The 15142-nt window shown below is 36.2% G+C and carries 12 protein-coding genes; 6 read left to right on the top strand and 6 right to left on the bottom strand.

The annotated features are described in order from the left end of the window. Positions 1-41: 41 nt before the first annotated feature. Positions 42-944, bottom strand: a complete 903-nt coding sequence (locus tag NSQ40_RS03570; protein WP_033795892.1) for a phosphate ABC transporter substrate-binding protein PstS family protein — start codon at positions 942-944, stop codon at positions 42-44. A 513-nt stretch (positions 945-1457) separates the two neighbouring features. Here NSQ40_RS03570 and NSQ40_RS03565 point away from each other — a divergent pair. The 3 genes from NSQ40_RS03565 to NSQ40_RS03555 are packed head-to-tail and all read left to right on the top strand — an operon-like array spanning position 1458 to position 3812. Next, positions 1458-1715 carry a FeoA family protein gene (locus NSQ40_RS03565; protein ID WP_003195253.1) on the top strand — a complete coding sequence of 86 codons (258 nt, stop codon included), beginning with the start codon at positions 1458-1460 and terminating at the stop codon, positions 1713-1715. Continuing rightward, positions 1712-2434: a FeoB small GTPase domain-containing protein gene (locus NSQ40_RS03560; RefSeq protein WP_018765527.1), complete on the top strand. Its 723-nt coding sequence runs from the start codon at positions 1712-1714 to the stop codon at positions 2432-2434. Before NSQ40_RS03565 ends, NSQ40_RS03560 begins: the two co-directional genes overlap by 4 nt. Then, positions 2412-3812 carry a nucleoside recognition domain-containing protein gene (locus NSQ40_RS03555; protein ID WP_033795890.1) on the top strand — a complete coding sequence of 467 codons (1401 nt, stop codon included), beginning with the start codon at positions 2412-2414 and terminating at the stop codon, positions 3810-3812. The genes NSQ40_RS03560 and NSQ40_RS03555 overlap by 23 nt, the downstream gene beginning before the upstream one ends. 373 nt (positions 3813-4185) lie before the next feature. On the opposite strand, the gene NSQ40_RS03550 is transcribed toward NSQ40_RS03555, so the two are convergent. From NSQ40_RS03550 to NSQ40_RS03530, 5 genes are all read right to left on the bottom strand, one after another. Next, positions 4186-5352, bottom strand: a complete 1167-nt coding sequence (locus NSQ40_RS03550) for a Ger(x)C family spore germination protein (protein WP_033795889.1) — start codon at positions 5350-5352, stop codon at positions 4186-4188. Continuing rightward, the gene (locus NSQ40_RS03545) at positions 5336-6457 is read right to left on the bottom strand and encodes an endospore germination permease (protein ID WP_097787374.1); all 1122 of its coding nucleotides are present in this window, start codon (positions 6455-6457) and stop codon (positions 5336-5338) included. Before NSQ40_RS03545 ends, NSQ40_RS03550 begins: the two co-directional genes overlap by 17 nt. 1 nt (position 6458) lies before the next feature. Continuing rightward, complete coding sequence (locus tag NSQ40_RS03540) at positions 6459-7937, bottom strand: spore germination protein (RefSeq protein ID WP_098158972.1); 1479 nt, start codon at positions 7935-7937, stop codon at positions 6459-6461. Positions 7938-8139: 202 nt separating this feature from the next. After that, complete coding sequence (locus NSQ40_RS03535; protein ID WP_003195264.1) at positions 8140-9318, bottom strand: M20 family metallopeptidase; 1179 nt, start codon at positions 9316-9318, stop codon at positions 8140-8142. Between the two features lie 122 nt (positions 9319-9440). Then, positions 9441-10154 (bottom strand): C39 family peptidase, encoded by a 714-nt coding sequence (locus NSQ40_RS03530; RefSeq protein WP_003205901.1) that lies wholly within the window; start codon positions 10152-10154, stop codon positions 9441-9443. A gap of 436 nt (positions 10155-10590) precedes the next feature. On the opposite strand from NSQ40_RS03530, the gene NSQ40_RS03525 reads away from it, so the two are divergent. The 3 genes from NSQ40_RS03525 to qoxB all read left to right on the top strand — a co-directional run bounded on the left by NSQ40_RS03525 (position 10591) and on the right by qoxB (position 15136). Further along, on the top strand, positions 10591-12009 hold the full coding sequence (locus NSQ40_RS03525) for an amino acid permease (protein WP_018765533.1): 1419 nt from the start codon (positions 10591-10593) through the stop codon (positions 12007-12009). Between the two features lie 283 nt (positions 12010-12292). Beyond that, the gene (qoxA, locus tag NSQ40_RS03520) at positions 12293-13168 is read left to right on the top strand and encodes a cytochrome aa3 quinol oxidase subunit II (RefSeq protein WP_003205897.1); all 876 of its coding nucleotides are present in this window, start codon (positions 12293-12295) and stop codon (positions 13166-13168) included. Between the two features lie 33 nt (positions 13169-13201). Continuing rightward, positions 13202-15136, top strand: a complete 1935-nt coding sequence (qoxB, locus tag NSQ40_RS03515; RefSeq protein ID WP_003195272.1) for a cytochrome aa3 quinol oxidase subunit I — start codon at positions 13202-13204, stop codon at positions 15134-15136. Positions 15137-15142: the final 6 nt, after the last annotated feature.

Raw genomic sequence — 15142 nt, 5'->3', positions numbered from 1 at the left:
GAAATGAACAAGGCTGGCCTCGCAGCCAGCCCGTTAAATGTTTACTTATTCAGTTTAGACATTGGAATATAACCCATATCTTCAACTTGTTTTTCGAAGTCTTTACCTTTTACATAATCGATATAAGCTTTTGTAGCTTCTTTCGCTTCCCCTTTTGTTACCATGTACTCATAAGACCAGAATGGATATTTGCCCGCAGAAATATTTTCAACTTTTGGCTCTGCACCATCAATTTTCACAGTTTGTAATGCACCTTTTTTATCGCCTACCATATAAGACATTGCAAGATAACTAATAGAACCAGGAGTAGAGTTAATTGCTTGTTCTACCGCACCGTTAGAATCTTGTGTTGTACCTGTTCCATCGTTAATCTTCGCATCTTTCATAACTGTTTTTTCAAATGTAGCACGTGTACCAGAAGATGCTGGACGGTTTATCACATTAATTTTCTCATCTTTACCGCCTAGCTCTTTCCAGTTTGTAACTTTTCCAGAAAAGATATCTTGTACTTGTTTCACAGTTAAGTTATCAACCTTCACATCTTTATTTACAACAAGTGCAAATGCAATACCTGCCACTTTGTTATCTACTAATTCCTTCGCTTTTTCTGGATCTTTTATTTTATCTGCAGCTGGAACATCAGAGTTACCGATTTGAACCGCCCCAGAAGCTACTTGGTTAATCCCTGTTCCACTACCGCCACCTTGAACTTGAATAGAAACTTTCGAATTCTTTTCCATGAATTTTTTACCCGCTTCTTCAGCAAGCGGTTGAAGAGCTGTAGAACCAGCTGCCGCAATTGTACCCGACAATTCTTGTTTTGCATCGTTACTACCTTTAGCAGTTTCTTTGCTATCTGTGCTTTCTGATTTGCCGCATCCAACTAAAGCACCAGCAACCACTAATGCCGCTAACGAAAATTTAATACCTTTTTTCATAACCATGTCTTGTACCCCCATTTGGATTATCGCTTTTTCACATTCATCTACTTCTTTCGAACACAAATTCATTGTAGGACAATAATATTGTGTTAGTGTTAAGCGATTTTTAATTTTAAGTAAATAGAGGTCATAAGTCTAAAAACCCATATATCCCAACTCGTTTTATAAGAAAAACCAAAAGAATCCACACAAAATTGCCCGTATTGTAAATTTACTTTTAATAATGTAAATGTATTGTAAATAAAATTATTGGTTTCCCTACTTATATTAAAAATACATTTACAAATCTCTTTATTTTTTGAACTTTATAGCGTTCACTCCACATGTATCCCACATAATTTCAGTAATATTTTTCTGTACAACACAATAAATTGGAACAATTCTAAAAATAATTGAATATTTTTAAAGTACCAATTGACAACATCATTTCATGTAGTCTACTATATTAGTAACAAAAAGTTTCCCTCGGCAAACTTTTTAAACCAACACTAAAAATATAGAGAAGAGGTAACTTTTATGGTATCGGCTAATATCAAACCCCTTTCAAATTTCCAAACAGGGCAGTTTGTACAAATCGAGAAGATACAATTAGAAGGAACTATGAAACGTCGTTTATTAGATTTAGGCTTTATTCCCGGAGCTACTATTAAAGTATTGCAAAGAAGCCCGCTCGGAGATCCAATCGCTTATCAAGTGAGCAATACGACCATTGCACTGCGTAGTGAAGAAAGTTCCCTTATTTTCGGGAGATTAATAGGAGATGATTTAGTATGAAAAACCATCGCATTGCGCTAGCAGGAAACCCAAATACCGGAAAGAGCACATTGTTTAATACGTTAACAGGATTAAAACAACATACCGGAAACTGGACTGGCAAAACTGTATTAAAAGCAGAAGGTGAATATGAACATAACGGAAGTGTATATACCGTAATTGATTTACCTGGAACATACTCCCTATATTCAAACTCTGCAGATGAGGAAGTTGCACGGGATTATATTATTTTTGAAAAACCTGAGGTAACAGTAGTAGTTGTAGATGCAACTGCAATGGAAAGAAATTTAAATTTAGCATTACAAGTGATGGAAATGACTAACGACGTTATAGTGTGTATTAACTTAATCGATGAAGCAGAAAAAAAAGGAATCGTCATTGATGAAAAGAAATTAGCAAAATCACTGGGTGTACCTGTAGTCAAAATTTCAGCTCGAAACCGCGTTGGAATCGGACATTTGCTAAATGTAATCGCTAAAGTGGCTAGCAAAAAATTAATTCCTACACCTGTTCAAATTACTTATAATGAACAAATTGAAAATATGATTCAGGAATTAGAACCTCAAATTTATAAAGTATTCGGTGATACATACCCTGCACGCTGGGTCGCACTACGAATACTAGATGGAGATAAAAACTTTCTAGCTACACTTCAAAAACATCATAAAGAGCCACTGATAAGGGAGGTCGTAATAAATGAAATCTCACTCAGCCAGTAAGGCTCTTCCATTAGATTATATTGTTCAACATGCACAAACACTTACAAAAGATGATATACGAGATGATATTGTAGGTGATATTTATCGAACTTCCGCAAGTATATGTAAAGAAGCTGTTCAATACACGAATACTGATAAGTTATACCGTTCAGAGAGGCTAGATAAAATTTTCACTTCTCCTATATTCGGATTCCCAATTATGCTCGGAATTTTATCTATTATTTTTTATCTTACAATTGCAGGAGCTAACGTGCCATCTGATATGATTGCTGAATTTTTCGGGTGGGCAGAAGGTCATTTAACCGCTTGGTTTCAAGCGATGAATGCACCGACTTGGGTACATGGCATCTTAATTCTCGGCTTATTCCGTGGTACTGGAGCTGTAATTAGTGTTATGTTACCACCTATGGCTATTTTCTTCCCTATGTTTGCTTTACTGGAAAATTATGGATACTTACCGCGTGTTGCTTTTAACATGGATCGTTTATTCAAACGTTCTGGCGCTCACGGAAAACAATCATTAACAATGGCAATGGGGTTTGGTTGTAACGCTGCTGCCATTATGTCAACACGTATTATCGAATCACCACGCGAGCGTATGTTAGCGATTTTAACAAATAACTTCGTTCCATGTAATGGACGTTGGCCTACATTAATATTAATGGCATCATTATTCATGGCCGCTGGATATACCGGCAGTATGCAAACACTTGTTACGGCAGGTATTGTAGTCGGAATGGTTATAATTGGGGTTATTGTAACATTAACTGTATCTTGGGTATTATCAAAAACCGCTTTAAAAGGCGTCCCAACTCACTATACGTTAGAGTTACCACCATACCGTAAGCCGAAAATTTGGAATACAATTGTACGTTCCACACTTGATAAGTCATTATATGTTTTAAAACGCGCGGTTATCGTAGCTGCACCGGCCGCTATGCTAACTTGGGTATTAGCAAATATTTATGTTGGTGACACAAGCCTACTTATGTATTTTGTGAATTTCTTAGATCCATTCGCTAAATCACTCGGTCTTGACGGATTTATTCTAGCTGCATTCATCCTTGGTTTGCCAGCTAATGAAATTGTCATTCCAATTTTATTAATGTCTTATTTATCAACTGGTGCTTTAACCGAACTAGATGATTTAAACCAAATTAAAAACTTGTTCTTAGAACATGGCTGGACTTGGTTAACTGCGTTAAATACAATGTTGTTCTCTCTTCTTCATTTCCCATGCGGAACAACATTAGTTAACATATATAAAGAAACAAAAAGTCCCAAATGGACATTTCTATCGTTTGCAATCCCTACCGTAATCGCCATTGTTGTTACATTCCTCACATCGCAATTGGTACATTGGTTAGGGCTTGTATAAAGTGAAACTTCTATCAGTCGGGAGTTTTCTTCATCCCCACTTGTCCGTAAAGGCCCGCATCAATCGGGCCTTTACGGACAGTTATTCACCACCTATCTTCTCCGCTTTCATTTGAAGTTTGCGGTGGGTGGATTACTTTTCGTTAATGCGGGATAAAGTGAGACAAGCATCAATAGAGGGAATCTCATTAACGCTTCGTTGATTATTAAAGGAAATCTGAAATTTATTCAGATTTCCTTTTTTGCTTATTCTTTTGCCACGGCTGTGCACCATACTCCATAATTTTCTTATGAAGAAAGTATACTGTATATGGGAGAATTGCTATTAATATCGTACATATTATACTCAATTTGGTAAACAAGATAAAACACCTCTACTCCACTCGAGTTGGTAATGAAGAACCTGAATGCTCAATTGTCGGATGCACCCGAACTACGATGTCACAATTACTAAAATAATTTTTACCTTGATCCCAATTATTTTTTATTTTGCTCCACTTTTTATAATCATGACGTTTATATTCTTCTCCCAATCCTAATACATCTACCTTATAATCTTTTTGTACAATTTTTATCGTTTTTTGAATACGTTTTTCCATCTCTTTTGCAATATACTGCTTTAGTTTCTTCTCTCCCATAATTTGGTCATGATCACTAAAATGCAGTTCCGCCAAAGTTCCTTCTAACGATAAATCAATAACAAACTTTGGCTTAGTAGCATTTGTAACGGACGTAGTAATTTTACGACGCATTTTATGAATTTCATATGTAACAAATTGATTCCCTTTACGAATCGTAAAAAAACCTGCCATCTTCTCTCCAATAATATAATTTAATCCTATTGTTTTTTCTCCACTCAACCTACCGACAAGCTTATTATCCTTCCCTCTAAATAAGGCTGCTCCATTCATTTGCACCCCTTGTTTTGTCAATCCTAAAACAGGCAATACAAAACTTCTTTTGGCTGTAATTTTCTCCTGAATATCACCAATCCGAGCCGCTTCTATCATCTGTGCATTTTTCGGAGCGTGGTCAACTAACATATCAATATACTTTGCAGGTAAATTCTCAGGTTTTGCACTTTGGTTTAATATATCCTCTGCTTTTTTTTCAGAAACAAAAATACGAATATTCCGTCTCATTTCATGGTCACGAACATATACATCCAATGTATTTTCTAACACATACGGTTTTGCTAACAAATCGTTAGAAAAAATTAGCACTTGTATATGAGGGAAAAATAGTGCACGACTAATTTTTTTAGCAACGATACGAATTTGTTCAAAAACTCCATCTGCTACCGCACTAATGTTAATATAGTTTTTACTCCCCGCATTCCCTTGTGCTCCTTGTGGTGTTAGCGTACGGGGCAAAACCATTTGGTATGTTCCCTTCATAACCGGATTGGACTTTTTTTCTTTTACAAGATCGTACGCTGCCCCTACAACAAACCCTCTCTCTTCAATTTCTTGTTGCTCGGAACAAGCGCTGAGATAACATAACAAACTAATCAGGTATATAAATTTAAGAAGGCGTTTCATTTCTACCAGCCCTTCTTTTTATTTTATATACAATTAACACTAGTAAGGGCACCAATAGGATACACCCCATATCGATCCAAGCTAAATATGTACCATAATCCGATAACTTTCTCACATCTCCTGGAACCATATTGATCATAAAAATAATAGGTGCACTTATAAAAATAAAAATATGTTTATTTAATTTAGAAAACATTGCACAAAACAATAAAGCAGCAATGTCATAATACATAGCTGTTGTGTTATAAACCGTAATAATCCAAGTCGTAAAGAAGATTGCGTCAAATCGTTCTAAAAATCCTCCTCCAATTTCAATTTCCTTTCCCAACTCAATTGTAGGATACGTCAATCCCCTCGTTGTCATATACGAAAAAACACTAATACAGGTTACATAAATTAAAATATACGACATAACAGTTACCATTACTCCTTTGGCTACAGCCAAAGGAGCTTTTTTTATATTCCCCTTCAACATCATGGAATAAAAAAGAGCAACTTCAAATCCAATAAAAGTAAAAATAGAATCTTTAATTCCTGCTGCATATTTACTTACTTTTGTTTGAAATACTGGCAATAACCTATCTACCTCCATTAAATTTATATTTAATAAAGACAAGAGCAACATAGCTATTAGGACAATCGGTAAAAATATTACATTCAGTCTTAGTAATGCAGCTCTTGATCCACTTACTCCGTAAATCACAATCAGTAAAAAGAAAAAAGAAAGCCATTGTATAGGCGTATCACTAAATAAATACATTTGTGAAATAATAGAAATTGTTCTGACCTCATACCCTGTCAATGCAACAAATGTCAAAATCAAAATAACACTAAATACGTAAGTAACTGGTTTTGTTAAATAAACACTTGTATATTCAACAAAATTTTGTTTTGGAAATAAAATCGCAACTTTTGTTACAAACCATGCAAAAAATGCACATATAGTTCCACCCGCTAATAAAATTATCCAACCATCAGAAAACAAAGTTTGTGTAGCAATGACCCTTGGCATTGCCAATGCACCAGTACCAATAATGGTTGAAGATACCGCAAAAGCGAGTTCACGTGATCCAATTTCTTCATCCCCGTACTCAAATGGTCCCAATTTACTCCCGCTCCTTTGGACGTAATGTATCATCCTTCGTTTGTAAATATTCTGGTCGTTCCTTAAACATTGCTTTTGGTAAGCGAATAATTTCTTCTTTCCAATCTTTATAGAATGCTGGCGCAATAGGCGTGGTATAAGGTACTCCCACACTCTTTAAATTTGTAAGATGAATTGCTAGCGCAATTACAGCCAAAATAATACCGTATAGTCCGAATACTGTAGCAGCTAAAACGAATACAAATAATAAAATTCGAAATGTAATTGTGATGCTATATACCGGAAGAGAAAAAGTAGCAATGGCAGTTACAGCAATGATAATTACTAAAAAAGGATTTACAATCCCTGCACTTACAGCCGCTTCTCCAATGACAAGCCCACCAACAATTCCGATTGTTTGCCCCATCGGTTTTGGTAGCCTGATACCGGCCTCTCTTATCAGTTCCATCGTGAGCGCCATCATAAACGTTTCAATATAAGCTGGAAATGGCACCCCTTCTCTCGCTCCAGCAATAGAATAAGCCAATTTTGATGGTATCAGCCCTTGATGATAAGAGACAAGAGCTACATACATAGCTGGCAATAAAACTGCAATAATACCAGCCCCCATTCGTAAAAACCTTAGTAACGTTCCAATTATCCAACGTTCATAATGATCTTCTACGGATTGAAATATATCAATCAAAACTAGTGGGGCAATGAGAGCAAAAGGAGATCCGTCTACTAAAATTGCCGCTTTTCCTTTCGCCAACGAGGCGACTACATTATCAGGTCTTTCTGTACTCAAAAATTGCGGGAAAGGCGACAAATTATTATCTTGAATTAACTGTTCAATTGTTCCTGTTTCAAGAACAATATCTGTTACTATCGATTGGAGCCTTCGATTTAACTCTTCTACAAAATAAGGATTAATAATATCATCTATATATACTAAAGTTACTTCTTTTTGCGAACGTTCCCCCATGATATAAGATTGAAGCCTGAGCTTCGGATCACGCAGGCTACGACGAATTAGCATTTTATTTACATTGATATCCTCATTAAATCCAATCCTTGGCCCACGAATTAGTGCCTCTGTAATTGGGGATTCTAGGCTTCTTTTTTCCCACGCTCGACTGTTTACAACTACAGCAGATGGAATGTCATCAATTAGTACGATTGTATCTCCAGCTAAAAGAGCATTTATAATCCCCGGAAACGTTTTTGCAATACTCACCTCTGTAATAGAAAGGAAACGATCCAGCAGAGTTTGAATGATTGCAGCTTGTTTTGGTAATTCTTCATATTGAAGTGGCCTGATAATAAACTTATAAATATTATCTTTATCTGTTAATCCGCATAAAAAAACAACCGCACAACGTGTAGAGCAACCGGCAAGTGTAAATTCTCTAACCGTTAGATCATTAGGTGAATCTAACTTTTCTCGAATTTCCTTTGTAATTTTAGATAAGTTAGCATCTAACTTTAACAAATTCCCCACCTAACTTTCTTTTCAACAAGTTGTAGTTAGATTTCGCCAATAGAAACAAATATATACAAAAAGAGCTATCTCTTTTATAAGATAGCTCTTACATATGTAATTATTTATCCCGCATTAACGGACAGTAACACTCCCACCTCAAAATTCAGCGAGAGCAAAGAAGTTAGGTGGGAGATGAACTGTCCGTAAAAGCCCGATTGGTTCAACTATCTCCTTTTCTCATAAAATTCAAAACAGATGAAACAAAAACTTCTACCCCAATCGGCAAAGCATCTTCATCAATTGTAAAACGAGGATGATGATGCGGATACACAATCCCCTTCTCTTTATTCCCAGCACCAATAAAGAAAAATGTGCCTGGCGCTTCTTGTAAAAAGGCCGAAAAATCTTCTCCGGCCATCGTCGGCTCTAAACGAACTACTTGTTCCCTTCCGTAAAGCTCTAGTGCTGTATTTTCAACAAATTGCGTAACCTGTTCATCATTTACAACTGGACGATAGCCGTACTCATATGAAAATGTATAATTTGCGCCGTAAGATTCCGTAATATGTTTAACAAACTTTTCAATTCGCTGCGCAGTTTGTTCTCGTAATTCATGCTTCAGACTTCTTACCGTCCCTTCAATTGTTGCCTGTTCTGGAATTACATTATGCGTTGTTCCCGCATGAAACTGCGTTACAGATAAAACGAGAGAATCTAGCGGATTCGTAAGACGCGATACGATTTGTTGGAGCTGCGTAATTATTTGTGTACCGATTGCAATACTATCAACTGTTTCATGCGGAATACCCGCATGTCCACCTTTTCCTTCTATTGATATTTTAAATACATCAGGCGCTGCCATCGCTGGACCATAAATCACACCAACTTTGCCAACTTCTAAAGAAGCCCAAAGATGCGCCCCGATAATATAATCCACATTTTCCATCACGCCTGCTGCAACCATTTCTTGGGCACCACCTGGAAAATTTTCTTCAGCATGTTGAAATAGAAAACGAATTTCCCCTTTAATTTTTTCCCTTTGCTCTACGAGCGCATATACAGTGCCAAGGAGCATTGCAATGTGACCATCATGCCCACATGCATGCATCACTCCTGGATATGTAGAAACAAATTCAAATTGATTTTCTTCTTGAATTGGAAGGGCATCCATATCAGCACGAATTGCAATCACTTTTCCAGGTTGTTCACCAATTAATCTTGCCATCATGCTGTACTTTGTCGGCCTTGAAATTTCTAGATGAGGAATTGTTTGAAGTATGTCGTATATATACTGAGATGTTTTTTCTTCTTGAAAAGATAACTCTGGATATCTGTGAAAATGCCTTCTCCATTTTATTAATCGTTCTTTAGAAAGAACAATATCTTTGATTTCACCCATCTATCCTCTTCCTTTCTTCACTAAGCTAAACGTTATTATAGCTCGAAGCAAAAACAAAATAAACAATATTCCGAATATTTAACTTACAATAAAAGCCACCTAACATTAGATAGCTTTTATTTTTATAAAATAGTAATTGCTTGTTTTCCCATTTGTTCCCACGCTTTTTCAAATTCAGAACGTGATACTTTTTTATTCGGATTGTTAGCTAACGGATCATTCATATATACAAAGTTTTGATCGTACCCAACAACTACTGCACTATGCTCATAATATGTAATTTTCACATCACCGTTATTTGTATTCCAGGTTTCAAAACTATCCTCAGCTAGCGGCTGAAACGTTGTATTTGCAATTACCCATACTGGTGAGCCTGAACTAATGACTTTATATACATCTTCAATCTCTCTTCCAGTTAAATTAATCGTTTTTTCAGGTACATATTTTTCTGCAAGTTTAAAAATCGGCCCATGATAAACACCGTAACCTGGTTCGGATTTCGTATAAATATTTCCAACAAATCCTTCATGAGGATTTCCTCGAAGATTATTTTCTTTAAATGGAACATGATTGATTTCACTTGCAAGTTGCATCTTATCCACTTGTACACCTTTATACTGCAATAACATTGCTAAACTCGTAACCTCACAACCTCGCTGTAATTCCGGAAGTTGTTTTATAAATGGAACATTTTCAATCATAGCTGTTTCTTTCATATCAAACAAAAAATTCACTCGTAACGCTTGTACTTTTTGAAGAATTTTATTTTTCCCTACAAAAATAGCAACAACAAGTATAATTCCTACAATACATATATATTTGAATTTTTTAAACATATGCAAAACTCCATTACATCATTATTTTCATCAAACACTATCCTTTTTATTGTACCTTTCTTCTACCTAGTTTGCTAGAAAGATTATATGAATTATTATTCAATTCAACTGTTTTAAAATTCTAATTTTTTGTAATAAAAAGAAAAATTAATATACATTTTCAGAATATTTTGCTAGAATTAAAAATGTTTAATGTGGTTAAAGAAATTGAATTTCTTTTATTCACAAAACAAAAATCAAGGAACACTAATCGTTTCGTTGTTGTTTTTTATGACTACTCAAGCACCCAGAAAATATACGTAATCCATTCGTATAGGAACATAAAGAAAACTGCAATCAGTATGTTTTTTATCCCCCACTGATGATTAGCGAAACGAAGCAAGCTCAATATTCATTGAGTAAAACAAACAAGAGAAAAGTACGGGGTGAAGGGAATATGAATCAAACAACTACAGAACAAACTAGTTTAAAACGTACAATGAAAAGCAGACACCTTTTTATGATTGCGCTCGGAGGTGTCATCGGTACGGGATTATTCATGGGATCAGGACAAATCGTCCATAATGCCGGACCTGGTGGGGCAATCCTTGCATTTTTAGTTGGTGGTTTCGTCATGTATTTAACAATGCTCTGTCTTGGCGAATTATCCGTTGCCATGCCAGAAGCAGGTTCATTCCAAAGTTATGCAAGCAAATTTATTTCACCTGGTTTTGGATTTGTCGTTGGCTGGATGTATTGGTTAAACTGGGCTGTTACAGTTGGGGTAGAGCTAACGACTGTTAGCATTTTAATGAAGCGTTGGTTTCCAGACGTATCTTCATGGATTTGGTGTGTTACATTTGCAGTAATCCTTTTTCTTGTAAACGCTTTATCAACAAAAGCATTTGCAGAGACGGAGTTTTGGTTTTCCAGTGTAAAAGTCTCAACAATTGTTGTCTTCATTATACTTGGAGGCGCTGTTATGTTTGGGTTCTTAGATTTCAATGGGCAACCCGCACCAATGCTTCATAACTTCACCGAAAATGGTGGATTATTTCCAAATGGTGCCTTAGCTGTTCTTCTCACAATGATTACTGTAAATTATTCCTTCCAAGGAACCGAACTAATTGGAATTGCTTCAGGTGAAAGTGAAAACCCTGAAAAAACAATTCCAAAAGCAATTAAAAATACAATTTGGCGTACTTTATTCTTTTTCGTACTAGCAATTGCTGTTGTTGTTGGTTTACTTCCATGGCAGGAAGCTAATCTTGTAGAAAGTCCATTTGTACTTGTTTTTGATACAGTTGGTATTCCATATGCGGCTGACATTATGAATTTTGTCATTATTACTGCTGTACTATCAGTAGCAAATTCAGGATTATACGCGAATTCACGTATGCTTTGGGCTATGTCAAAACAAGGTATGGCAAGTCCTGCATTTGCGAAATTAACAAAAAAGGGAATACCACTGAATGCTTTAATTTTCAGCTTAGTCTTTGCAAGTCTCTCGCTTTTAACAAGCGTATTTGCAGCAGATACAGTCTTTTTAGTACTAACATCAATTGCAGCGATGGCAGCAGTTGTCGTCTGGATGTCAATTGCTGCTTCACAATTTTTCTTTCGAAGAGATTTTATAAAGAATGGCGGAAATATAAACGATTTAAAATATCGTACACCGCTTTATCCAATCGTTCCAATTGTTGCTTTTTCTTTAAATTTCATTACATTCGTTAGTTTAGCTTTTATACCGGATCAACGTATCGCACTTTATTGCGGAATTCCATTTATGATTATTTGCTACATCTTGTATCAAATTAAATATAAAAAAGTTGTCACATTTGAAAAGCAACGAAATATTACACAAGGAATAAACTAAATATATAAAATATTCAACTATCTTATCCTATGATAAGATAGTTTTTTTCTATTTCTTGGATATGTTGGTATAACTTTATTTATCTTAAAATTTTTACAATCATGTTTTCATCAAAAAAATAGTTTACAATGTTATCAAGTTACAAATGATATTCACCGTAAAAAGTGTGCATTTGTGTCTATTTTTTAACAATATAACAAAAACTATTGCCTTCTATAAATTAATAGGTTTATATTGTTTTATTGGCATAGTTTCAATCCAAGGAGAAAGGAGATTTTCAATCGTGCAACTGAAAAAAAAATTTTGGAAGTTGGCTTCGCTTCTTCCACTATCACTACTCTTGTTCCTCGGTGGCTGTGATAAAAAACTTGCAGTATTAAATCCGCAGGGGCCTGTTGCAAAAACACAGTATGATTTAATCGTTTGGTCATTCATACTCATGTCGTTGATTATTGCAATTGTATTTATCTTGTTTACAGTCATCTTGATTCGTTACCGTGAAAAACCAGAAAATATGGACTATGAGCCACCTGATATACACGGTAATACTCTTTTAGAGATTATCTGGACTATTTTCCCTGTTATCATCGTGATTGCATTGTCAATCCCAACAGTAAAAGCAACATTTGCATCGGAAAAGCAGCCAGAGCAAACAAAAGATATGAAACCAGTTGAAATTTACGTTACATCTGCCAACTGGAAATGGTTATTCAGTTATCCAGAGGAAAATATTGAAACCGTTAACTATTTAAATGTACCAGCAGGTGTACCAATTCAATTTAAACTAACTTCTGTTGGTCCAATGAATGCCTTCTGGATTCCAGAGCTTGGTGGTATGAAATACACAATGGATGGCATGATTATGGACTTATATCTACAGGCTGATAAGCCAGGTTCTTACATTGGCCGTAGCGCAAACTTCTCTGGTGAAGGATTCACTGACATGGAATTTGAGCTTGAAGCAAAAACAAAAGAAAAGTATGACAAGTGGGTAAAAGAAGTAAAAGAAACTGCTAAACCACTTACAGAAGAAAAATACAATGAAATCATTAAACCTGGTGTAGTAGGGCGTATGACATTCACTAATACACATTTAAAATACGTAGATCCAAAATCACTTGAATATTGTGATTACAACTACTACAAAAACAAAAAGTAATAACGAATATTCCGACAGATTGGAGTGAATATAGTGAAGCTTGATGAATTTTTTGTCACAGGCGATCCGATTATCTATGGAGCGGACGTATCTATTGTTCTTGTGACGTTAGCGATCCTTTTTGTGCTAACAAAGTACAAAAAATGGAGATGGCTTTGGGATGAGTGGTTAACTTCTGTTGACCATAAGAAAATTGGGGTTATGTATATCATTTCAGCAATTGTAATGATGTTCCGTGGCGGTATGGACGGATTAATGATTCGTGCCCAGTTAACGTTCCCTGACACAACATATTTAAACGCTGAACACTATAATGGTATATTTACAACACACGGTACAGTTATGATCCTCTTCATGGCAATGCCGTTTGTTATGGGACTTATGAACGTTGTTGTTCCTCTTCAAATTGGAGCACGTGACGTTGCATATCCTTTCTTAAATGCATTAAGTTTTTGGTTATTCTTCGTAGGTGCTATGTTATTTAACATCGCCTTCGTTATCGGTGGTTCTCCAGACGCTGGGTGGACATCATACTTCCCAATGGCTGGTACAGAATTCTCACCTGGAGTAGGAAATAACTTCTATGCAATTGCATTGCAGATTTCAGGTCTCGGGACGCTGATGACAGGGATTAACTTCATGGTAACAATCTTAAAAATGCGTGCACCAGGCATGAAATTAATGCAAATGCCAATGTTTACTTGGTCTATTTTAATTACATGTGTCATCATCATCTTTGCATTCCCAGTATTAACAGTTGCTCTTGCATTAATGACATTCGACCGTCTATTTGATGCTCACTTCTTTACAATGGCAAGCGGCGGTATGCCAATGCTTTGGGCGAACTTGTTCTGGGTATGGGGTCACCCTGAAGTATATATCGTTATTTTACCGGCATTCGGTATTTTCTCTGAAATCGTAAGTACATTCTCACGTAAACGCTTATTTGGATATACCGCAATGGTTTATTCAATGGTTGCAATCGCAGCTCTAAGTGGTCTTGTATGGCTGCATCACTTCTTTACAATGGGTGCAGGACCAGCAGTTAACTCATTCTTCTCGATTTCAACAATGGCAATTTCGATTCCAACCGGTGTTAAAATCTTTAACTGGTTGTTTACGCTTTATAAAGGTCGTATCCGTTTTACAGTTCCAATGCTTTGGTCATTGGCATTTATTCCAAACTTCGTAATTGGTGGAGTTACGGGGGTTATGCTTGCGATGGCAGCAGCTGACTATCAGTACCATAACAGCTACTTCCTAATCGCTCACTTCCACTACGTATTAATCGCTGGTACAGTATTCGCGATGCTTGCTGGATTTACATTCTGGTATCCGAAGATGACTGGTCATATGCTAAATGAACGCCTTGGTAAATGGACATTCTGGATCTTTATGAGTGGATTTAACATTTGTTTCTTCCCAATGTACTTCTTAGGTTTAGATGGTATGACTCGTCGTATGTACACTTACTCTGCAGACCTTGGATGGGGCGGATTAAACCAAATCGCATCTGTCGGTGCAGTAATGATGGCAATTGGCTTCGCCTTATTATGCTACAACGTAGTTTATAGCATTCGTCATGGTGAGCGCGATGTAACTGGAGATCCTTGGGATGCTCGTACACTTGAATGGGCAACACAATCTCCAGTACAACATTACAACTTCGCAAAATTACCAGAAATTAAGTCTAGCGATGTATTCTGGGAAATGAAGAAGAACGGCGAAACTATTACACCAAAACCTGAAGAATTGAAACCAATTCATATGCCGAGTAATACAGGCGTTCCAATCATTATGTCTTGTCTTATCGGTCTTGCAGGTTTTGCATTAGTATTTAGCTGGTTCTGGTTAGCAATTGTCGGTGGTATTGGTATGTTAGGTTGTATGATCTGGCGCTCGTTTGATTACGACGACGGATATTACGTTAGCGTAGATGAAATTAAAAAGACAGAACATGTTGCATGAGAGGTG

It is taken from the genome of Bacillus sp. FSL K6-6038, assembly GCF_038050455.1.
GTDB classification, from domain to species: domain Bacteria; phylum Bacillota; class Bacilli; order Bacillales; family Bacillaceae_G; genus Bacillus_A; species Bacillus_A pseudomycoides.
Note: the sequence above shows the minus strand (reverse complement) of the source record. Positions and strands in the feature narration are given on the sequence as shown.

Coding starts and splice junctions, on each gene's coding strand:
- NSQ40_RS03565 (WP_003195253.1), top strand. CDS start 1,458: ATGGTATCGGCTAATATCAAACCCCTTTCAAATTTCCAAACAGGGCAG.
- NSQ40_RS03570 (WP_033795892.1), bottom strand. CDS start 944: ATGGTTATGAAAAAAGGTATTAAATTTTCGTTAGCGGCATTAGTGGTT.
- NSQ40_RS03530 (WP_003205901.1), bottom strand. CDS start 10,154: ATGTTTAAAAAATTCAAATATATATGTATTGTAGGAATTATACTTGTT.
- NSQ40_RS03550 (WP_033795889.1), bottom strand. CDS start 5,352: ATGAAACGCCTTCTTAAATTTATATACCTGATTAGTTTGTTATGTTAT.
- NSQ40_RS03560 (WP_018765527.1), top strand. CDS start 1,712: ATGAAAAACCATCGCATTGCGCTAGCAGGAAACCCAAATACCGGAAAG.
- NSQ40_RS03555 (WP_033795890.1), top strand. CDS start 2,412: ATGAAATCTCACTCAGCCAGTAAGGCTCTTCCATTAGATTATATTGTT.
- NSQ40_RS03535 (WP_003195264.1), bottom strand. CDS start 9,318: ATGGGTGAAATCAAAGATATTGTTCTTTCTAAAGAACGATTAATAAAA.
- NSQ40_RS03525 (WP_018765533.1), top strand. CDS start 10,591: ATGAATCAAACAACTACAGAACAAACTAGTTTAAAACGTACAATGAAA.